The following is a 20217-nucleotide window of genomic DNA, read 5'->3' as shown; positions in this document are numbered from 1 at the left end:
GCGCAGTCATCTCCCGTTGAGCCAGCCGGAAAGCCAAGATCATGCCCGCATATCGTTCCCGCACCACCACCCATGGCCGCAATATGGCGGGGGCCCGTGGCCTCTGGCGTGCGACCGGGGTGAAAGACAGCGATTTCGGCAAGCCGATCATCGCCATCGTCAACAGCTTCACCCAATTCGTGCCGGGGCATGTCCATCTGAAAGATCTTGGCCAGATGGTGGCGCGCGAGGTCGAGGCGGCGGGCGGCATCGCCAAGGAATTCAACACCATCGCGGTGGATGACGGCATCGCCATGGGCCATGACGGGATGCTGTATTCGCTGCCCTCGCGCGAGCTGATCGCCGACAGCGTGGAATATATGGTGAATGCCCATTGCGCCGATGCGATGGTCTGCATCTCCAATTGCGACAAGATCACCCCCGGCATGTTGATGGCGGCGATGCGGCTGAACATCCCCGCGATCTTCGTCTCGGGCGGACCGATGGAGGCGGGCAAGGCCACGCTGGGCGACGGCCGCGTGGTCAAGCTCGATCTGGTCGATGCCATGGTGGCGGCGGCCAATGACGCGATCTCGGATGCGGATCTGTCGGCCATCGAACAGGCCGCCTGCCCGACCTGCGGCTCCTGCTCGGGGATGTTCACCGCCAATTCGATGAACTGCCTGTCCGAAGCCCTGGGTCTGTCGCTGCCGGGCAATGGCTCGACTCTGGCGACGCACGCCTTCCGCAAGGGCCTGTTCCTTGAGGCCGGGCGCCGCGTGGTCGATTTGGCCCGGCGCTGGTATGAGCAGGATGACGACACCGTGCTGCCGCGGGTGATCGCGGGCAAATCGGCCTATGAGAATGCGATGGCGCTGGATATCGCCATGGGCGGTTCCACCAATACCGTGCTGCACCTGCTGGCCATCGCGCAGGAAGGCGGCGTCGATTTCACCATGGAGGATATCGACCGGTTGTCGCGCAAGGTGCCCTGCCTGTGCAAAGTCGCGCCCAATACTGCCAATGTGCATATGGAGGATGTCCATCGCGCCGGTGGCATCATGGCGATTCTGGGCGAGCTGGACCGCGCCGGTCTGATCGACCGCAATTGCCCGACTGTCCATGCGCCCTCGATCGGGGCCGCGATCGACCAATGGGATATCGCGAAATCGAACAACCCCGATGCGCGGCAGCTGTTTCTGGCCGCCCCCGGCGGGGTGCCGACGCAGGTGGCCTTCAGCCAGTCCTCGCTCTGGCCCGATCTCGATACCGACCGCGAAAAGGGCGTGATCCGCTCGGCCAAGACGCCGTTCTCCAAGGATGGCGGGCTGGCGGTGCTGACCGGCAATATTGCCCTCGATGGCTGCATCGTGAAAACTGCGGGCGTCGATGAATCGATCCTGAAATTCACCGGCACCGCCAAGGTCTTCGAAAGCCAGGACGCCGCCGTTTACGGCATCCTGAATGGTGGGGTCGAGGCCGGCAATGTGGTGGTGATCCGCTATGAGGGGCCGAAAGGCGGCCCCGGGATGCAGGAGATGCTGTATCCGACCTCCTATCTGAAATCGAAGGGTCTGGGCAAAGCCTGCGCGCTGATCACCGATGGCCGCTTCTCGGGCGGCACCTCGGGCCTCTCCATCGGCCATGCCTCGCCCGAGGCGGCGGCGGGCGGTCTGATCGGTCTGGTGCAGGATGGCGACGTGATCGAGATCGACATCCCGAACCGCACGATCCATCTGGCGGTGCCGGAGGCGGAACTGGCGCAGCGCCGCATTGAGCAGGACGCCAAGGGCTGGAAACCGGCGCAGCCGCGCAAGCGCCAGATCTCCACCGCGCTGAAGGTCTATGCGCAGTTTGCCTCCTCGGCTGACAAGGGCGCGATCCGCGTTCTGCCGGAGTAAGGTCTGGGCAAGGCCTTCGGCCTGCCCCGTCGGGCGGGCCAGAGACGGGAATGCAAAAGGCCGGGCAGAGCGCCCGGCCTTTTGCATTTGGAGTGATCCCCGGATCAGCGCGCCAGCAGCGCCGCCACGATCCGTTCGGCCGCCTCTTCCGCGGTCAGATCGACGGTGTTCACCGTGATCTCGGGGGCTTGCGGCGCCTCATAGGGGCTGTCGATGCCAGTGAAGTTCTTCAGCTGGCCAGAGCGGGCCTTCTTGTACAGGCCCTTCACATCGCGTTCTTCGGCCACTTCCAGCGGCGTGTTCACGAAAACCTCGATGAACTCGCCCGAGGCCATCAGATCACGCACCATCTGCCGCTCGGCCCGGAAGGGCGAGATGAAGGCGGTCAGCACGATCAGGCCCGCATCGGTCATCAGCCGGGCCACTTCGCCGACGCGGCGGATGTTTTCCACCCGGTCGGCATCGGTGAAGCCCAGATCGCGGTTCAAGCCGTGGCGCACATTGTCGCCATCCAGAAGGAAGGTGTGCTTGCCAAGGGCGTGCAGCTTCTTCTCGACGATATTGGCGATGGTCGATTTGCCCGAGCCCGACAGGCCGGTGAACCAGACCACGGCGGGTTTCTGGGTCTTCAGGCTGGCATGGGCGTCGCGGTCGATATCCACCGCCTGCCAGTGGATGTTCTGGCTGCGGCGCAGCGCGAAATGGATCATGCCTGCGGCCACGGTCGCATTGCTCATGCGGTCGATCAGGATGAAGCCGCCCAGATCGGGGTTCTGCGCATAGGCCTCGAACGGGATCGCGCGGTCGGTCGAGATATTCACCACGCCGATCGCATTCAGCGCCAGCGTCTTGGAGGCCTTGTGCTCCAGCGTGTTGACGTTCACCTCGTATTTCGGCTCGGTCACCGTGGCGGTCACGGTCTGGGTCCCGATCTTCAACAGATAGGGGCGCCCGGGCAGCATCGCCGCCTCGTCCATCCACACGAGCGTCGCCTCGAACTGGTCGGCCACTTCGCAAGGCGCATCGGCCTTCACGATGACATCGCCGCGCGAGCAGTCGATCTCGTCGGCAAAGGTCAGGGTGATCGATTGCCCGGCAATCGCGCGGTCCAGATCGCCGTCAAAGGTCACGATGGATTTGACCGTGGTGGTTTTCCCCGAGGGCAGCACGCGGATCGCGTCACCGGGGCTGATGGTCCCGGCACCGATCTGGCCGGCAAAGCCGCGGAAATCGAGATTGGGGCGGTTCACCCATTGCACGGCCATGCGGAAATCATGGTCCTGCATCCGGGCGTCATTGACCGGCGCCTCTTCGAGATGCTGAAGCAATGTCGGCCCCTGATACCAGGGCATGGCGGCGCTTTTGCTCGCGATATTCTCGCCCTTCAGCCCCGAGATCGGGATTGGCAGGAAGGTCTTCATGCCGATCTGCTGGGCGAAATGCGAATATTCCTTCACGATCTCGTAGAAGCGTTCCTGGCTATAGCCGACCAGATCCATCTTGTTGATCGCCAGCACCACATTGCGGATGCCCAGAAGGTTCACCAGATAGGAATGCCGCCGCGTCTGGGTCAGCACGCCCTGACGGGCATCGATCAGGATCACCGCCAGATCGGCGGTCGAGGCGCCGGTGACCATGTTGCGGGTATATTGCTCATGGCCGGGGGTATCGGCCACGATGAACTTGCGCTTGTCGGTGGCAAAAAAGCGATAGGCCACATCGATGGTGATGCCCTGTTCGCGTTCGGCCGCCAGGCCATCGACCAGAAGGGCGAAATCGATATCGCCGCCCTGGGTGCCGACCGCCTTGCTGTCGCGCTCCAGACTTGCCAGCTGATCCTCGAAGATCATCTTGGTGTCGTAAAGCAGCCGCCCGATCAGGGTGGATTTGCCATCATCGACCGAGCCGCAGGTGATGAAGCGCAGCATGGTCTTGTGCTGGTGCTTCACCAGATAGGCGTCGATATCCTCGGCGATCAGCGCATCGGTGACGTAGATCGGGTCTTGCGGCATCTCGGTCATCAGAAATACCCCTCCTGCTTCTTCTTCTCCATCGAGGCCGACTGATCATGGTCGATGGCGCGGCCCTGCCGTTCCGAGGTGGTGGTCAGCAGCATTTCCTGAATGACTTCCGGCAGGGTGCGGGCCTCGCTCTCCACCGCGCCGGTCAACGGGTAGCAACCGAGCGTCCGGAAGCGGATCGAACGCATGACCGGGGTCTCGCCGGCTTCCAGCGGGAAACGTTCATCATCGACCATCAGCATCAGCCCGTTGCGGATCACCGTCGGGCGCTTTTCGCTGAAGTAAAGCGGCACGATCTCGATGCCCTCAAGATGGATATATTGCCAGATGTCCAGCTCGGTCCAGTTGGAGATCGGGAAGACCCGGATGCTTTCGCCCTTGGCCTTGCGGGTATTGTAAAGCTTCCAGAGTTCCGGCCGCTGGTTCTTCGGATCCCAGCGATGATTGGCCGAGCGGAAGGAGAAGACCCGTTCCTTGGCGCGGGATTTTTCCTCGTCGCGCCGCGCGCCGCCAAAGGCCACGTCGAAATCATATTTGCTCAGCGCCTGTTTCAGACCTTCGGTCTTCCACATATCGGTATGCAAGGACCCGTGGTCGAAGGGGTTGATGCCCTTTTCCACCGCTTCGGGGTTGTGATGGACCAGCAGATCCATGCCCGCATCCTTGGCCGCCTTGTCGCGCAGCGCATACATCGCCTTGAACTTCCAGGTCGTGTCGACATGAAGCAGCGGGAAGGGCGGCGGGGCCGGATAGAAGGCCTTCTTCGCCAGATGCAGCATCACCGCCGAATCCTTGCCCACCGAATAGAGCATGACCGGGTTTTCGGCATTGGCCACCACTTCGCGCATGATGTGGATGCTCTCGGCCTCCAGCCGCTGCAGATGGGTCAGTGTGGCTTGGCTGACCCCCTGGGTATCGACCGTGCTCGTCGTCATGTGGAAACCCTTTGAAACATGTTGGCCGCATGTCGCAAATTTTTCGCCTTGCTCCAAGGGGAACAGCAAGGATTTGCTCTCATTTGCGTGGAAAATGCCTCTCATCCGCTGCGTTTTGGGCCTTTGGCCCGGGGCAGCGGCCGGGTTGCGCCGAAACACTGTCCCGTCCGGGCGGCGATCCATGGAACCGGGTTCTTTTCTGGGGCGCAGAAAACCGGGTGGCGGGCCGCGCATCCTGCGGGCGATCGGGCACAGGATCGGGGCATATGATCGGGGCAAACAGCCTGCGATACGGGATGATTTCCCGTTTCCCGCAGGCGAATGGCCGCTGCGGCTTGCCAGGGCAGACAGGATTGCCCTAGGCTTTCTCCATTCCAGAACGCCCGTTGCGACCGCAATATGTTTGTCCCATCATCCTTCGTGCAGGAGCCCGGATCATGAGCCTTTCGATCAGCGGAACCTCCACTTACCGCCTGCAGGGCGGGGTGGCCACGGTTGAGGTGGCCCGCGTCACCTATACCGGCTCTGGCATTTCCGGCACGGTCCGGCTGGAGCTATGGGCCACGACCACGCCCTATAGCGGCGGCTCGATCAGCGGCTATCGCATCGCCGATTATGTCCCGACCTCCAATGGGGGGCGGCTGTCATCGGGGCAAGCCTTCTACGATATCCGCTTCTCGGATCAATATACGCTGCCCAATGGGCAATATTATATCACGCTGGTCGCTGCGATGTATACGGGGGCTGCCAATAACAACGGCTTCAGCCTGAGCGATGCGTCCAGTTTCGCGCAGCGCATCACGGTGGGGCCGGTCACCCCGCCGCCCGTCGATCCCGATCCGCCGGTGACGCCTCCGGTCGATCCGGGCGATCCAGATCCGGGCGATGGCGATCTGAACCGTATCACCGGCTCGCCTTTCAGTGACCCCAACCTGCAGGGCACCGATGGCGATGACGCGATCTTCGGGCTGAGCGGCGATGACAATATCTCAGCCCTGAACGGCAATGACGAGGTCTATGGCGGTTTCGGCAATGACACGATCTCGCTCTGGAGCGGGAACAACACGGCTTACGGCGATTTTGGCGCCGATCTCATCTATGGCGGCCGGGGCAATGACAAGATCTATGGCGGCATGAGTGGTGACGAGGCCGATACCCTGTGGGGCGGTCTGGGGCGCGACACATTGCAAGGCGATATGGGCGATGACAGCCTGTTCGGCAATGAGGGCAATGACCGGCTTTATGGCAATCTGGGCAATGACCGGCTCTATGGCGGGGCGGGGAATGACCGGCTGCTCGGCGGACAGGGGGATGATACGCTCTCGGCCGGATCGGGGCGCGATACGCTGACCGGGGGCGCGGGCCATGATGTGCTGTTCGGCGGCAGCGGGGCCAGCCTTCTGGAAGGGCAAAGCGGGCAAGACAGTCTCTATGGCGGCAAGGGGGCCGAGCGGCTGTTTGGCGGTGTGCAGGATGATGTTCTGATGGGCGACGCGGGCAATGACCGTCTTTATGGTGGCGCCGGGCAGGACCGGCTCTATGGCGGCAATGACCGTGACACGCTCTATGGCGGGTCGGGGAACGATACGCTGATCGGGGATCGCGGGGCCGATCAGTTGTTGGGAGGGCCGGGGGCGGACCGTTTCGTGTTCCTGTCGGTTCTGGACACGCCGGTCCGCGGCAAGCGCGATCGTATCGTCGATTTCGCGCGCGAGGATGGTGACATCATCGATCTGACGGCGATTGATGCCAATACACAACGCGCGGGCGATCAGGCGTTCAAATTCATCAAGACGGCCGGGTTTTCCGGCAAGGCGGGCGAGTTGCGCTTTGCCAATGGCGTGCTGAGCGGGGATATCGATGGCGACCGGCGCGCCGAATTTTCGGTGGCGATCCCCAATATTTCCAGCTTGCAGGTGAGGGATTTTGACCTGTAAGAGGCGGGGATGAGCAGATTCCAAATCTGCCTGATAATCAATCTTATGTAATATTTTTAGTGCAAATCCATGAGCGGGCCGGAATTTGCAGGCGCTGTCGTCAGCTGTCATGGATTTGATGAATATTTCTTGATACGAAAATCTGGCAGATGACGGAGCGGCATCTTGAAGATAGAAAAACTTGAAATTTCAGGACTTTTCCTGATTACGCCACGTCGCTTCGGCGATGATCGGGGTTTCTTCGCCGAAACCTGGTCGCGCCGTATTCTGGCCGATGCCGGCATCACCACCGATTTCGTGCAGGACAATCATTCGCTGTCGGTGAAGCCCGGCACGGTGCGCGGCTTGCACTTCCAGTCGCCCCCCCATGCCCAGGCCAAGCTGGTGCGTTGCGGGCGCGGGCGTCTTTTCGATGTCGCGGTGGATCTGCGGCGCGGCAGCCCGACCTATGGCAAATGGGCCGGGGTGGAGCTGTCGGCCGAAAACGGTTTGCAGCTTTATATCCCGGCGGGCTTTGGCCATGGCTTCGTGACCCGCGAACCTGATACCGAGATCGTCTATAAATGCTCGGATTACTACGCGCCCGAATGCGATGGCGGTCTTCGCTGGAATGACCCCGATATCGCGGTGGATTGGGGTATCTCCGAGGCTTCGGGCATTTCCGACAAGGATGCGAAGGCACCGCTTCTGGCCGATTTCGACAGCCCCTTCACCTGGGAGGGTGCAGCATGAAAATCCTGGTGACCGGCGGCGCCGGTTTCATCGGCTCGGCCGTGGTGCGTCAGGCGGTTTCGCGTGGCCATCAGGTGGTGAACCTCGATGCGCTGACCTATGCGGCCTGTCTGGACAATGTGGCGGGCGTGGCCGACAGCCCGCTTTATGCCTTTGAACAGGCCGATATTCGCGACCGCGCGGGCCTGGACCGGGTGTTTGCGGCGCATCAGCCCGACCTGGTCATGCATCTGGCGGCTGAATCCCATGTCGACCGCTCGATCGACGGGCCGGGTGCCTTCATCGAAACCAATGTGACCGGCACCTATAACATGCTGGAGGCCGCCCGCGCCTATTGGCAAAGCAAGGGCCGCCCCGAGGGCTTCCGCTTCCATCACATCTCGACCGACGAGGTGTTCGGCTCGCTGCCCGCCGACAAGTCGGTGAAGTTCACCGAAGATACGCCCTATGATCCGCGCAGCCCCTATTCGGCCTCCAAAGCCGCATCGGACCATCTGGTGCGGGCCTGGCACGAGACCTATGGCCTGCCGGTGGTGCTGACCAATTGCTCCAACAATTACGGCCCCTTCCACTTCCCGGAAAAGCTGATCCCGGTGGTGATCCTGAACGCGCTGGCCGGGAAGCCGCTGCCGATCTATGGCGATGGCTCGAACATTCGGGACTGGCTGTTCGTGGAAGATCACGCCGATGCGCTGCTCTTGGTGCTGGAAAAGGGCACGGTCGGGCGCAGCTACAATATCGGCGGCGAGAATGAGCGCACCAATCTGGAACTGGTGCAGACGCTATGCGCCATCCTGGATCGGCTGGCCCCGAAACCTGCCGGTTCCTACGCGGATCAGATCACCTTCGTGACCGACCGTCCGGGCCATGATGCGCGCTATGCCATCGACCCGGGCCGGATCCGCGCCGAGCTTGGCTGGAAACCCTCGGTCACCGTCGAGGAAGGGCTGGAGCGCACCGTCGCCTGGTATCTGGCCAATGAGGCCTGGTGGGCCCCCTTGCAGGCCCGTCAGGGCGTCGGCCAACGGCTGGGCACCAAGGCATGAAGCTGCTGGTATTCGGAAAAACCGGCCAGGTTGCGCGCGATTTGCAGCGCCTGGCCCCCGAGGCGATCTATCTCGGTCGCGATGAGGCCGATCTCATGGATCCGGCGGCTTGCGCGGTTGCAATCCACGCCCATCGCCCGGATGCGGTGATCAATGCCGCCGCCTGGACTGCCGTGGACAAGGCAGAAAGCGAAGAGGCGGCAGCTCTGGTGGTGAACGGCGATGCCCCCGGCGCCATGGCGCAGGCCTGCGCCGCGCTGGATGTGGCCCTGGTGCATATCTCCACCGATTATGTCTTTGACGGCGCGGGGACCGGGCGCTTTCGCCCCGAAGACCCGACCGCGCCCCTGGGTGCCTATGGCCGCACCAAGCTGGCGGGCGAGCGGGCGGTGCAGGCCGCAGGCGGCCCGCATGTGATCTTGCGCACCTCCTGGGTGTTCTCGGCGCATGGCGCGAATTTCGTGAAAACCATGCTGCGACTTGGGGCGGACCGCCCTGCCCTGCGCGTGGTGGCCGACCAGATCGGTGGCCCGACCCCGGCGCCTGCGATTGCGGCGGCCTGCCTGCAGATCGCGGGCGCGCTGCGGGATGGCGCCAAGGGTGGCATCCATCATTTCGCGGGCAGCCCTGACACCAGCTGGGCAGGCTTTGCCCGGGCGATCTTTGCGCAGGCGGGGCTTGCCACCGTGGTCGAGGACATCCCGACCGCCGCCTATCCGACCCCGGCGCAGCGCCCGCTGAATTCCCGCCTTGATTGCTCCGCACTGGCGGCGGAATTCGGCATTAATCAACCGGACTGGCAGGCCGCTCTGGCCACCATCATCACCGAATTGAAGGGTGGCTGAGATGCAGCGCAAGGGGATCATTCTGGCCGGCGGATCCGGCACACGGCTTTACCCGATCACCATCGGCGTCTCGAAGCAGCTGATGCCGATCTATGACAAGCCGATGATCTATTATCCGCTCTCGGTCCTGATGCTGACCGGGATCCGCGAGATCGCGATCATCACCACGCCCGACGACCAGGCGCAGTTCCAGCGCCTCTTGGGCGATGGCAGCCAATGGGGCCTCAGCTTCACCTGGATCGTGCAGCCCTCGCCCGATGGGCTGGCCCAGGCCTATCTGCTGGCCGAGGATTTCCTGGCGGGCGCGCCTTCTGCTATGGTGCTGGGCGACAATATCTTCTTCGGCCATGGCCTGCCCGAGATGCTGCGCGCAGCCGATGCCCGCCCGACCGGCGGCACGGTCTTTGGCTATCATGTGTCAGACCCGGAGCGCTATGGCGTGGTCGCCTTCGATACCGAGGGCAAAGCCACCCGCATCATCGAGAAACCGCCCGAGCCGCCGTCGAACTATGCCGTCACCGGCCTCTATTTCCTGGACGGCACCGCCACCGAACGCGCCAAGCAGGTGCAGCCCTCGCCACGGGGCGAGCTGGAGGTCACCGACCTGCTGGAGACCTATCTGCACGAGGGCGCCCTGTCGGTGGAGACCATGGGCCGTGGTTTCGCCTGGCTCGATACTGGCACCCATGGCTCGCTGCTGGATGCCGGGAACTTCGTGCGCACCCTGTCGCTGCGGCAGGGCATGCAATCGGGTTGCCCCGAAGAGATTGCCTTCCATGCCGGCTGGATCGACCGTGACCAGCTGGCGGTTCACGCCAAACGCTTTGGCAAAAGCGAGTACGGCGCCTATCTGGCACGGCTGGCGCAAGAGGGCACGCATTGAGCCCGGTTTCTGGGAGCCCGGTTTCTGGCCGGTTCGGACAAAAGTAGCCCCTGGCCGGGGCTTGCGGGGCGGCAATGCGCCCCGGGCCCGGCATACAGGGGGGTTATGTGGTGATCTTGGTTGTCGCTGGCGGGATGTCTTTTTGCTTCCCGAGGTAACGTTCGCGTTCTTCCGCCGGTTTTACAGGTTCAATCCATTCCCTGCTGCGTGCCGCAAAATGGCACATGGTAGATCGTAGCTCGTATCATTGTTCGATTTCAGGGGGTTTCCGGCTGGAGCTCCCGGCCTCTTCGTGCGGCAGGTGACCTGCTGCTAAAGCGATCATCTTGCAAGATAAATTGGCGTACGTCCCATGACCCCCAAAAGCTCACTCTCGAAATCTGTGCCCGCGCAAGGCGTGGCATTCAGTGGCCATGTCGATCAGGTCAAAGCTGGCGAGATCCGGGGCTGGATCAAGGCGGTCGATGACGACGCCCCGCTGCGCATCGATGTTGTTGTCAATGGCGTGCTGGTGGCGGGCAATGCCGCGGTCGGGATGCTGCGCGATGGCCCGCAGGCGGCCGGCGCATCCGAGCAGGAGCGCCATGCCTTCGTGGTTCCTTTCGATCTGTCCCTGGTGGCGCAGCCCGAGCGGCCGCGGGAGCTGGCGGTCGAGATCCTGCACCATCCGGGGGGGCAGGTGCTGCTGTCGCAATCCTTTGCGGTGGAGGCACCGGAGCCGCAGGAGGGGCCGAGTTCCGGATATGTCGGCCACATCGATCGCTGCACGAATGGTGTGTTCAGCGGCTGGATCAAGGCGGTCGATGACGATGCCCCGCTGCAGATCGATGTGGTCGTCAATGGTGTGCTGGTGGCGGGCAATGCCTCGGCCGGAATGCTGCGCGAAGACCTGAAATCCGCAGGGATCGGGCATGGATGCTATGCGTTCGTGGTGCCCTTCGATGCGGCCCTGGTGATGAAATCCGCCGAGACCCGGGAACTGGCGGTGGAGATCCGCCACCATCCGGAGGGGCAGCTGCTACTGTCGCAATCCTTTGTGGTGCCGGAACGCCGGGACGGGCTGGCCCCGGGCTATATCGGCAATATCGACCGCTGCGAGAACAGCGCCTTCAGCGGCTGGATCAAGGCTGTTGACGAGGATGCCCCGTTGCAGATCGATGTGGTCGTCAACGGCGTGCTGGTTGCGGGCAATGCCTCGGCCGGGCGGCTGCGCGATGACTTGCAGGCGGCCGGGATCGGGCATGGCTGCTATGCTTTTGTGATCCCGTTCGACCGGTCTCTGGCGGTGCAATCGGGAGAGCAACAGGATTTGGCGGTGGAGATCCTGCGTCATCCGGGGGGGCAGCTGCTGCTCGCGCAGTCGGTTGCGGTGCCGGAGCTGCAGGAGGGCCCTGTCATGGGCTATATCGGCAATATCGACCGTTGCGAGAACGGCGTGTTCAGCGGCTGGATTAAAGCCGTCGATGACGACACCCCATTGCAGATCGATGTTGTTGTCAATGGTGTGCTGGTGGCGGGCAACGCGCCTGCCGGGATGCTGCGCGAGGATCTGGAAAGCGCGGGCATCGGGCATGGGCGCTATGCTTTCGTGGTGCCTTTCGATCTGCAGATGGTGGCGCAATCCAGCGAAATGCGGGAACTGGCGGTGGAACTTCGGCACTATCCGGGGGGGCAACTGCTGCTGGCACAATCCTTTGCCCTGCCTGAGACGGAACTGCGCGAGGGGTTGGCCTCGGGCTATATCGGCACCATCGACCGCTGCGAGAATGGTGTGCTCAGCGGCTGGATCAAAACAGTCGAGGACGATACCCCGCTGCGGATTGATGTCGCGGTCAATGGCGTGCTGGTCGCCAAGGACATCAGCGCCAGCGAGCTGCGTGCAGACTTGCGCCGGGCAGAATACGGAACCGGGGCCTATGGATTCACCGTGCCGCTGAACTTTGCGCCGGAAGATGGAGAAAAGGTGCCTGTGGAGCTGCGCAATGCGCGGACAGGCAGGGCGATCCTCAAATACTGGCATATGCCGGAGCCGCCCCAAGTGGTATCCCTCCCGATTGTCGAGGCCGTCGCGGTGGTGGAGCCGCCCGAGCCGATGAACTGCCAGGTAAAACTGGAAACCATTCGCAACGGTGTGCTGCGGGGGTGGGCGATCAATACTGACAAGCCCGCAGGGATCTTCCCGGTCGAGGTGCTGATCAATGGCATCCTGCTGCGCACCGTGATGAATGACCGGTCGCGCGATGACCTCGCCCGGCTGGGGAAGTCCAGTGGCTTCGGGGGGATCCAGACCGAGCTGCCACTGGCGGCCCTGGGGGCAGGAGAGCATGAGGTCACCCTGCGCACCCCGGATGGCAAGACGGCGGTGGCCTCGGTCACGGGCGAAGAGCCGGTTGTCCGGATTCCTGTCGCAAGCGAGCTGGCTGCGGGCGCAAAAATTGCGGTGGTTGTGCCGGTTTACAATGCGGCCGAGGATCTGGAGATCTGCATCGAGCGCCTGGCCATGTTCACGCCGCCCGAGGTTGATATCCTCTTTATTGATGACTGTTCCCCTGATCCGCGGATTGCGGGGATCCTCAAGGCCGCGACCAAAGCCCATCCTTCGATGCGCGCCCTGAAGAATACCAAAAACCTTGGCTTCTCGGGCACGATCAATCGCGGCATCAAGGAAACCGGGGCGGCCGATGTGATCATGCTGAACTCGGATGCCCGGGTGACGCCGAAATGGATCGAGGGCCTCTGGACCGCGGCCTATAGCGACCAGAGGATCGCCACCGCCACGGCGATGTCCGATCGGGCCGGGGCGTTTTCGGCGCCGCAGGCGGGCAATGAAAACCCGCTGCCTCCGGGCGTGGACGAGGTGACCTTTGCCCGTGCCTTCCGCCGGGCCAGCCTTGGCCTTTATCCCCGCGTGCCGACCGGCAATGGCTTTTGCATGTATGTGCGGCGCGCCTGTATCGCCGAGATCGGCCAGCTGGATCACGTTGCCTTCCCGAAAGGTTACGGGGAGGAGAACGATTTCTGCATGCGGGCGGGCCGGGCGGGCTGGCAGCATGTGATCGATGACCGGACCTATGTTTTCCATGACCGTTCGAAAAGCTTCGGAGATTCCAAGGCCGAACTGATCACGGCGGGGCGGGCGATCATCGATGCGCGCTATCCGGATTACCAGAAGGCGATCTCGGTGTTCGGCAACAGCCCGACGATCGCGCTGGCACGGATGGCGGGGTATCGCGCCTCGCATGATCTGATGTCGGGCAAGGCACCGGCCACGCGGGTGCTGTTCGTCATTGCCACCCAGACCGGGGGCACGCCGCAAACCAATGCCGACCTGATGCGCGCCTTTGATGGCGATATCGAGGGCTGGACCCTGCGCTGTGACAGCCGGATGCTGGAACTGTGCCGTCTGGATGGCGACAGCATTGCCGTTGTGGCACAGCACACGCTGGAAGAGCCGGTTGATCCGCTGACCCACCACTCTTTCGAATATGAGCGCGTGGTTCAGGGCTGGCTGATCGCCTATGATTTTGATCTGATCCATATCCGCCACCTTGCCTGGCACAGCCTGCGCCTGCCGGCCATCGCCAGGCGGCTGCATATGCGGACGGTGTTCTCGTTCCACGATTTCTACATGCTGTCGCCGACGATCAAGATGATCGACGATGACGGTGTGTTCTTGGGCGACAGCTTTGGCCCGGAGGGCCGCGAGAAGCGGGAAAGCCTCTGGCCGCGCGGGACGCAGCCTGATCCGACCGGCCCCTGGCTGGAATTCTGGCGCAAGCGCAATGAAGAGGCGCTGCTGCAATGCGATGCCTTCATCACCACCTCGGACAGTGCGCGCGAGCTGATCCTGCGCCATCTGCCAAACCTGCCGGCGGAACGGTTCATCGTGATTCCGCATGGCCGCGACTTTGCCGAGTTCTCGCGGCTTCGGACACCATATCTGCGCTATGACGAGCCGCTCCGGATCCTGCTGCCCGGGAATATCAACGAGGCGAAGGGGTTGCATGTTGTCTTCGACCTTCTGGAGCATGATCGCGCTGGCCGGCTTGAATTTCATGTGCTGGGCAATATCGACTTGCGCCGCCATCGCGGACATCCCCGCCTTGTGTTGCATGGCCAATACAAGCGCGACGAGTTCGCAAGCCGTGTCGCGGCACTGAATGTGCATGCGGGCGCGATCTTCTCGATCTGGGACGAGACCTATTGCCATACCTTGACCGAGCTTTGGTCCGTGGGCCTGCCGGTGGTCGTGTTCGACATGCCCAATGTGGCAACCCGGGTGCGCAACAGCGGCGCGGGCTGGGTGATGGATCACAGCGATATCCCGGCGCTTTACGAGCAGCTGCTGCGCAAGCTGTGCGACCCGCGCGAGCAGGCGGCAAAAGTCATGGCCTTGTCCGAGTGGCAATCCGGCTATGGCGCGGCCAATGGCACGCGCATGATGGCGGCCAGCTATCTGGCGATCTATCGGGACCTGCTGCGCGATGTCGCGCGTGTTCCGGGCAGCGGCACCCGCGCGCGTGTCGCCGTCGTGTGCCCGGCCGAGCCCACGCTGCGCCGGGCCAATGCCGCGACGGCGGTACGGGTCTGGGAACGGTGCCGCAACAGCATCAACCGGGATGTCACCTTCATCCGCATGACGCCCGAGGCCTTTGTCCCGGCCGTGCGGCTGGGCATGGTCGATGCCGCGATCGTGCAGCGCACGGCCTTGCCGCGCCCGCTGGTGGAACCGGCGCTGGAGGCCATGCGTGAGAAGGCCGTGCCTTACGTCCTGGATATCGATGAGGATCTGTTGAACCTCCCCGAAGACAAGGACCCCACCGGCATCTATGCCGATTATGCGCCTGCCCTGCGCGCCTTGCTGGCGGAGGCCCGGCGCGTGACCACCTCGACCGAGGCCCTGCGCGAGGCCATGCTGCCCTTTGCAGGCCAGGTCGAAGTTGTGCCGAGCCGGCTCAGCGACCGACTCTGGACCCGGCTGCCCGCCACACGGCGCAATGACGAAAAGGGCGTGCGGGCGGTCTATATCGGGACTGGTCAGCAGGACGAGGATCTGGCGATGATCCTGCCGGTGCTGGATGCGGTCCATGCAAGGGCGGAGCGGCTGCAATGCACGCTGATCGGCGTGCCGGCCGCTCCGGAGATTCTCGAGGGCCGCGAAGACTGGCTGGAACTGGTCGAGGTTCCGCCGGAGGCGCGGGATTACGGGCAGCTCGTGCCCTGGCTGCTGCAACAGGCGCCCCGGTTCGACTTCGGTCTGGCCCCGCTGCTCGACACGCCGTTCAACGCCACGAGCACACCGCTGAAACTGCTGCATTATGCCGGAATGGGGCTGCCGGTCCTTGCCTCGGATGTGCCGGTTTATCGCGCGGCGGTGGTGGCGGATGATCCGCATGTGACGCTGGTCGAGAATACCGAAAAAGCCTGGGACCGTGCCCTGAGCAATGCGCTGAAGGCATCCCCCCGCAAGGATACGGTCGATGAGGCCTGCCGCCAGCGGCTGCGCGAGACGGGGATGCTGGCAGAAACCCTGCCTGCCTTTGACGCGATGCTGGTCGCGATGCGGGCGGACATTAACTAACTGAAGACGGATTGGAAATAAAAATCAGCTTTAATAGTCATGTAGCTGGTTTTAAGTGGAATGAATGTGTGACGCTATGAACGATACATCCATGGATAATATAAAATCCGCCAAGGATCTGGTGGGGGATATTGAGTATATTTCAGATACTGAATCGCCGGATTCCTACCAGAGCTTTCCTCCTGCATTTTGCAATCTTGAGGATGTTCCGCCGGGAAAATGGCGCTCACTGCTTGAGAAAACCTTGGGGCGGGATGTCGCTACCCTGCCAAAGGGCGAAATCTACCGCGCCAGGAATGCCAGTATGGTTGGAAATGGATTTCTTGTGACGGAATCCGGTATCCAGATTGCAGATACCCTCCCGAATGGCAAGCCCATTGAAATTACAGAGCCTGCGGTGCAGGTCGTGGAAGATTTCGCGGTTTTGTTACGTAAACATGGAGATTCCAATTTTGGACACTGGTTGGTGGAAATTTGCACACGAATTCCACATTTCAGGCGCGCTTTCCCACTGGAACAGTGGAAAGTCATCGTTCCGAGCCGCCCTTTGAGCATGCGGAACCTGCGTCAGACGACGCTGGAATGGATGGGGATAGACAAGGACCGGATCATTTGGGCAGAGAATGAACATACTTTGCTGAGCGATGTGGCCTTCATGACTGTGAATTCCATTCACAGCCATACGCATGACCCGCTGGGGGTGAGCGAATTCCGAAGGGAGGCCTTGTCTCATGTGGAGACAGGTGGACACAGGAGACTATATGTTTCGCGGGACAACAGCATGCGCCGCAGGCTGTTGAACGAGGCCGATGTTCTGTCGAAACTTGCAGAGTTTGGATTTGAGATTGTTTCCCCGGAAGCTTTTCCCATAGAGCAGCAAGCCCAAATTTTTTCATCGGCTCAAGTTGTCATTGGGGTTTCGGGTGCCGCAATGACGAACATTCTCTTCGCGCCGTCGAGCTGCAAGGTGCTTTCTTTTAATCCAGATTCTGCGCCGGAGTTTTTCTTTTGGGACTTGGCAAATATAGTTGGTCAGGAGTTTTCATTTATTTTTGGCCCTGCATCTGATCCACATCTTTTAAGCCATTCAGATTTCACAGTTGACATTAATGCTCTTGATCGATGGTTGAGAGAGAGGTGCATCAATCCGTGATGTCGCCCTTCGATCACACCTGGATCGAGGGAGCCGCTGGCAGCTAGGATACCTTGCGGCCTCTGCCAGATCCCCGACCGCAGCGCGTATGCCCTGACGAAACAGCACACCGCCTGAAATCATCGGTGCGGTGTGCCTTGCATCATGACTGTATCAATGTAAGCGGTTCCAGCGGACCACACTTATTCAGCTTGACGGACTGAAGCTCCACGGCAGGAGTTCGTCGAGACGGATTTGCGGATGACCGTCGGCGAGGGCTTCGAGGGTCGCCTTGAGATAGGCTAGGGGGCTCTCGAGGCCAAGGCTACTCGTGTTTTGTGAACCGCGCCGGGTTTGCGGGCGCGGATTGTTCCGCTTGCGGTGCTTACCCTCGGCGCATTTGCATGATACCGCTCTGGCGCGATTCCGGATGCCGATCTGACCCTGATGCGATGGGGCCTTGCGCGCGCAAAGCCCGAATCCCCCTGGCCAGAGCAGATGCGCGCGCGCCGGGGCATCGTGGGTCCTTGCACGGCCTTAACGCGGATAAAGGAAAACATCATGTGTGGTATCGTCGGTATCGTTGGCGCAAGCCCCGTCAACCAGTCGATCTATGATGCCTTGACGGTGTTGCAGCATCGCGGCCAGGACGCCGCCGGCATCGTCACCATCGACCCGATGAACCATTTCCGTCTGCGCAAGGCCAATGGGCTGGTGCGCGATGTGTTTGACACCCGGCATATGCAGCGCCTGCAGGGCAATATCGGCATCGGCCACACGCGCTACCCCACCGCGGGCAGCTCCAGCGCCTCCGAGGCGCAGCCCTTTTATGTCAATTCGCCCTTCGGCATCACCCTGGCGCATAACGGCAATCTGACCAATGTGCAGGCGCTGCGCAAAGGCCTGTTTGAGCGCGGACGCCGCCATGTGAACACCACCTCGGATTCGGAGGTGCTGCTGAATGTCTTTGCCAGCGAGCTGGACCGCGCCCCGCAATATCCGCTGACCCCCGATGATATCTTTGCGGCGGTCGAGGCCACCCATCGCACCATCAGCGGCGCCTATGCCTGTGTCGGCATGATCATCGACCATGGGCTGTTTGCCTTCCGCGACCCCCATGGCATCCGACCGCTGGTGATCGGCCAGCGCGTGCTGGAGGATGGCCGGGTGGAATATATGGTGGCGTCCGAAAGCGTGGCGCTGGATACGCTGGGCTTTGACTTCCTGCGCGATGTCGCCCCGGGCGAGGCGATCTATGCCACCACCGAGGGCGCGCTGTTCACCCGGCAATGCGCCGAGGCACCGCAGCTTTCGCCCTGTATCTTCGAATTCGTCTATTTTGCCCGCCCCGATTCCCGGCTGGACGGGGTTTCGGTCTACAGTGCCCGGATGCGCATGGGCCAGAAGCTGGGCAAGCGTATCGCCGAGGCCTGGCAGCATCTGGAGATCGACGCGGTCATCCCGATCCCGGAAACCTCCTGCGATGTGGCGCTGGAAATCGCGCAGATCATCGGCAAACCCTATCGTCAGGGTTTCGTGAAGAACCGCTATGTCGGCCGGACCTTCATCATGCCGGGCCAGACCGTGCGCAAGGCGTCCGTCCGGCGCAAGCTGAACGCGAACCGCATCGAATTTGCCGGCAAGAATGTGCTGCTGGTCGATGATTCCATCGTGCGCGGCACCACCTCGCAGCAGATCGTCGAGATGGCCCGCGATGCGGGTGCCAAGAAGGTCTATCTGGCCTCGGCCGCGCCCGAGGTCCGCTTTCCCAATGTCTATGGCATCGATATGCCAAGCGCCAATGAGCTGATCGCGCATGGTCGCGATGTGGAACAGATCCGCGTCGAGATCGGGGCCGATGCGTTGATCTTCCAGGACCTGGATGATCTGATCCAGGCGGTGCGCAGCGACAACCCGGCGATCACCCAATTCGACTGCTCGGTCTTTGACGGCATCTACAAGACCGATGGCGTCGATCAGGCCTATCTCGATTACATGGAAATGCTGCGCAAGGATGACGCCAAGGCGATCCGCCGCCAGAACGAGGCCGAAAACCTGGAACTGCACAACGAGGGCTGAGGGCCGGGGCCACCAGGGGCAGAGCAATCGCGGCAGGCACCTTGTTCGGTGCCACTCACGACCCGGCTATGGCAAGCGTCACAATCCGCGGCGAGGCTGACGTGGCGGGCTATGCCGCTTGGGGTGATACCTTTGAAGGCGTGTATTGACCCAGTGAAAACCTGCTCATGCTACAAGGGAGAACGTAGCGATGAGTGTGACCATGGACGACGGCATCACCCGCGAATTGTTGGGTTGGCATCTGTCACGATCGGGAAAGGCCACGACTGCAGCCAGTGCGCTGGAGCATGCCCTGATCAGCCGGTTCGGAACCCTCGGCCGCGTCAACAACGCGTTCCTGCTGAGGTCGGACAACGGCCCGGTCTTCACCAGCCGCAAGTTCACGGCACTGGCTCGCAGCTAAGGGCTGAAGCAGGAGTTCATCACCCCACACTGCCCACAGCAGAATGGCATGGTCGAGTGTGTGATCCGGACGCTGAAGGAGCAATGCATCCATCGCCAAGGCTTCGATAGAATCCAACACGCGACACGCGCTATCGGCGACTGGATCAGCTTCTACAACCACCGCCGCCCGCATCAGGCGCTGGACATGAAAACCCCCGCTGAGGCATTCGCATTAGCGGCTTAACCTGTGCAGATTCCGCTGGGTCGATACAGGATGAGCATCGGGGGGCAAAGCACAGCCTCTTGCGCCTTGGCCCGCAGATCTGTAGGTCGACAATGCGGGAAGTGTGGCCGAGTGGTTTAAGGCTCTGGTCTTGAAAACCAGCGTGGGGGAAACTCCACCGTGGGTTCGAATCCCACCGCTTCCGCCAAATCTAGCCATCAACTTATTGTTTTTGCCAGAATTTTTCCACAGGGCGGGATTTCAATCCCACATCTGCTCCCGCATCGATGGGCGGAACAGGGGCGATTTCGCGGGAATAACGCGGAACGCTCAGTTTTTCGGACATTCCCTCAGCACAACAGATATTTCGTCGATGATACCCTGCCCCCAACCCGGGCCGACAGTCGCCCTCCGAAAGAGCAACGCCTAACTTGTGACAAAAGTAAGCTACTCCGCGTTCCTTGGACAGTTTTCGGGGATATTTAAGCTACAGCCTGTGCCTGCCGGTCGGTTTCGATTCTGTTGAAGTAGACCACGGC

Annotated in this window: 14 protein-coding genes and 1 tRNA gene; 12 read left to right on the top strand and 3 right to left on the bottom strand. The window is 62.0% G+C overall.

Annotated features, from left to right (window positions below; genetic code table 11):
• Positions 1-41: 41 nt before the first annotated feature.
• Positions 42-1880, top strand: coding sequence for a dihydroxy-acid dehydratase (ilvD, locus tag GBJ34_RS18485; RefSeq protein ID WP_151720677.1), 1839 nt, complete (start codon positions 42-44; stop codon positions 1878-1880).
• A 104-nt stretch (positions 1881-1984) separates the two neighbouring features.
• On the opposite strand, the gene cysN is transcribed toward ilvD, so the two are convergent.
• Both cysN and cysD read right to left on the bottom strand, forming a co-directional pair.
• On the bottom strand, positions 1985-3901 hold the full coding sequence (gene cysN / locus GBJ34_RS18480) for a sulfate adenylyltransferase subunit CysN (RefSeq protein WP_151720676.1): 1917 nt from the start codon (positions 3899-3901) through the stop codon (positions 1985-1987).
• A complete protein-coding gene (gene cysD, locus GBJ34_RS18475) occupies positions 3901-4836 on the bottom strand; it encodes a sulfate adenylyltransferase subunit CysD (protein ID WP_151720675.1) in 936 nt (311 codons plus the stop codon). The genes cysN and cysD overlap by 1 nt, the downstream gene beginning before the upstream one ends.
• Positions 4837-5273: 437 nt before the next feature.
• Between cysD and GBJ34_RS18470 the strand changes: the two genes are divergently transcribed.
• The 7 genes from GBJ34_RS18470 to GBJ34_RS18440 all read left to right on the top strand — a co-directional run bounded on the left by GBJ34_RS18470 (position 5274) and on the right by GBJ34_RS18440 (position 17013).
• Complete coding sequence (locus GBJ34_RS18470) at positions 5274-6773, top strand: calcium-binding protein (protein WP_151720674.1); 1500 nt, start codon at positions 5274-5276, stop codon at positions 6771-6773.
• A gap of 165 nt (positions 6774-6938) precedes the next feature.
• The gene (rfbC, locus tag GBJ34_RS18465; RefSeq protein ID WP_151720673.1) at positions 6939-7505 is read left to right on the top strand and encodes a dTDP-4-dehydrorhamnose 3,5-epimerase; all 567 of its coding nucleotides are present in this window, start codon (positions 6939-6941) and stop codon (positions 7503-7505) included.
• Complete coding sequence (rfbB, locus tag GBJ34_RS18460; protein WP_151720672.1) at positions 7502-8551, top strand: dTDP-glucose 4,6-dehydratase; 1050 nt, start codon at positions 7502-7504, stop codon at positions 8549-8551. Before rfbC ends, rfbB begins: the two co-directional genes overlap by 4 nt.
• Entirely contained in the window at positions 8548-9396 is an 849-nt protein-coding gene (gene rfbD / locus GBJ34_RS18455; protein ID WP_151720671.1) for a dTDP-4-dehydrorhamnose reductase, read from the top strand. Before rfbB ends, rfbD begins: the two co-directional genes overlap by 4 nt.
• 1 nt (position 9397) lies before the next feature.
• The gene (gene rfbA / locus GBJ34_RS18450; RefSeq protein WP_151720670.1) at positions 9398-10279 is read left to right on the top strand and encodes a glucose-1-phosphate thymidylyltransferase RfbA; all 882 of its coding nucleotides are present in this window, start codon (positions 9398-9400) and stop codon (positions 10277-10279) included.
• Positions 10280-10631: 352 nt separating this feature from the next.
• Positions 10632-15860, top strand: a complete 5229-nt coding sequence (locus GBJ34_RS18445; protein WP_151720669.1) for a glycosyltransferase — start codon at positions 10632-10634, stop codon at positions 15858-15860.
• 76 nt (positions 15861-15936) lie between these two features.
• On the top strand, positions 15937-17013 hold the full coding sequence (locus GBJ34_RS18440; RefSeq protein ID WP_192931285.1) for a glycosyltransferase family 61 protein: 1077 nt from the start codon (positions 15937-15939) through the stop codon (positions 17011-17013).
• A 186-nt stretch (positions 17014-17199) separates the two neighbouring features.
• On the opposite strand, the gene GBJ34_RS20930 is transcribed toward GBJ34_RS18440, so the two are convergent.
• Complete coding sequence (locus GBJ34_RS20930; RefSeq protein WP_226341270.1) at positions 17200-17424, bottom strand: transposase domain-containing protein; 225 nt, start codon at positions 17422-17424, stop codon at positions 17200-17202.
• A 129-nt stretch (positions 17425-17553) separates the two neighbouring features.
• On the opposite strand from GBJ34_RS20930, the gene purF reads away from it, so the two are divergent.
• From purF to GBJ34_RS18420, 4 genes are all read left to right on the top strand, one after another.
• A complete protein-coding gene (gene purF / locus GBJ34_RS18430) occupies positions 17554-19071 on the top strand; it encodes an amidophosphoribosyltransferase (protein WP_151720667.1) in 1518 nt (505 codons plus the stop codon).
• A gap of 190 nt (positions 19072-19261) precedes the next feature.
• Positions 19262-19474, top strand: a complete 213-nt coding sequence (locus GBJ34_RS20925) for a hypothetical protein (RefSeq protein ID WP_226341267.1) — start codon at positions 19262-19264, stop codon at positions 19472-19474.
• Positions 19475-19477: 3 nt separating this feature from the next.
• Positions 19478-19699: an integrase core domain-containing protein gene (locus tag GBJ34_RS21270; protein ID WP_226341269.1), complete on the top strand. Its 222-nt coding sequence runs from the start codon at positions 19478-19480 to the stop codon at positions 19697-19699.
• Positions 19700-19796: 97 nt separating this feature from the next.
• Positions 19797-19886, top strand: a tRNA-Ser gene (locus GBJ34_RS18420).
• The last annotated feature ends 331 nt before the right edge of the window (positions 19887-20217 follow it).

Source organism: Gemmobacter serpentinus, from assembly GCF_008973825.1.
Classification (GTDB): domain Bacteria; phylum Pseudomonadota; class Alphaproteobacteria; order Rhodobacterales; family Rhodobacteraceae; genus Gemmobacter; species Gemmobacter serpentinus.
Note: the sequence above shows the minus strand (reverse complement) of the source record. Positions and strands in the feature narration are given on the sequence as shown.

What these genes read in the sequence shown, in the direction of transcription:
- ilvD (WP_151720677.1), top strand. Translation starts at nt 42, where the DNA reads ATGCCCGCATATCGTTCCCGCACCACCACCCATGGCCGCAATATGGCG.
- rfbD (WP_151720671.1), top strand. Translation starts at nt 8,548, where the DNA reads ATGAAGCTGCTGGTATTCGGAAAAACCGGCCAGGTTGCGCGCGATTTG.
- GBJ34_RS18470 (WP_151720674.1), top strand. Translation starts at nt 5,274, where the DNA reads ATGAGCCTTTCGATCAGCGGAACCTCCACTTACCGCCTGCAGGGCGGG.
- purF (WP_151720667.1), top strand. Translation starts at nt 17,554, where the DNA reads ATGTGTGGTATCGTCGGTATCGTTGGCGCAAGCCCCGTCAACCAGTCG.
- rfbA (WP_151720670.1), top strand. Translation starts at nt 9,398, where the DNA reads ATGCAGCGCAAGGGGATCATTCTGGCCGGCGGATCCGGCACACGGCTT.
- rfbB (WP_151720672.1), top strand. Translation starts at nt 7,502, where the DNA reads ATGAAAATCCTGGTGACCGGCGGCGCCGGTTTCATCGGCTCGGCCGTG.
- GBJ34_RS20925 (WP_226341267.1), top strand. Translation starts at nt 19,262, where the DNA reads ATGAGTGTGACCATGGACGACGGCATCACCCGCGAATTGTTGGGTTGG.
- cysN (WP_151720676.1), bottom strand. Translation starts at nt 3,901, where the DNA reads ATGACCGAGATGCCGCAAGACCCGATCTACGTCACCGATGCGCTGATC.
- GBJ34_RS18445 (WP_151720669.1), top strand. Translation starts at nt 10,632, where the DNA reads ATGACCCCCAAAAGCTCACTCTCGAAATCTGTGCCCGCGCAAGGCGTG.
- cysD (WP_151720675.1), bottom strand. Translation starts at nt 4,836, where the DNA reads ATGACGACGAGCACGGTCGATACCCAGGGGGTCAGCCAAGCCACACTG.
- GBJ34_RS18440 (WP_192931285.1), top strand. Translation starts at nt 15,937, where the DNA reads ATGAACGATACATCCATGGATAATATAAAATCCGCCAAGGATCTGGTG.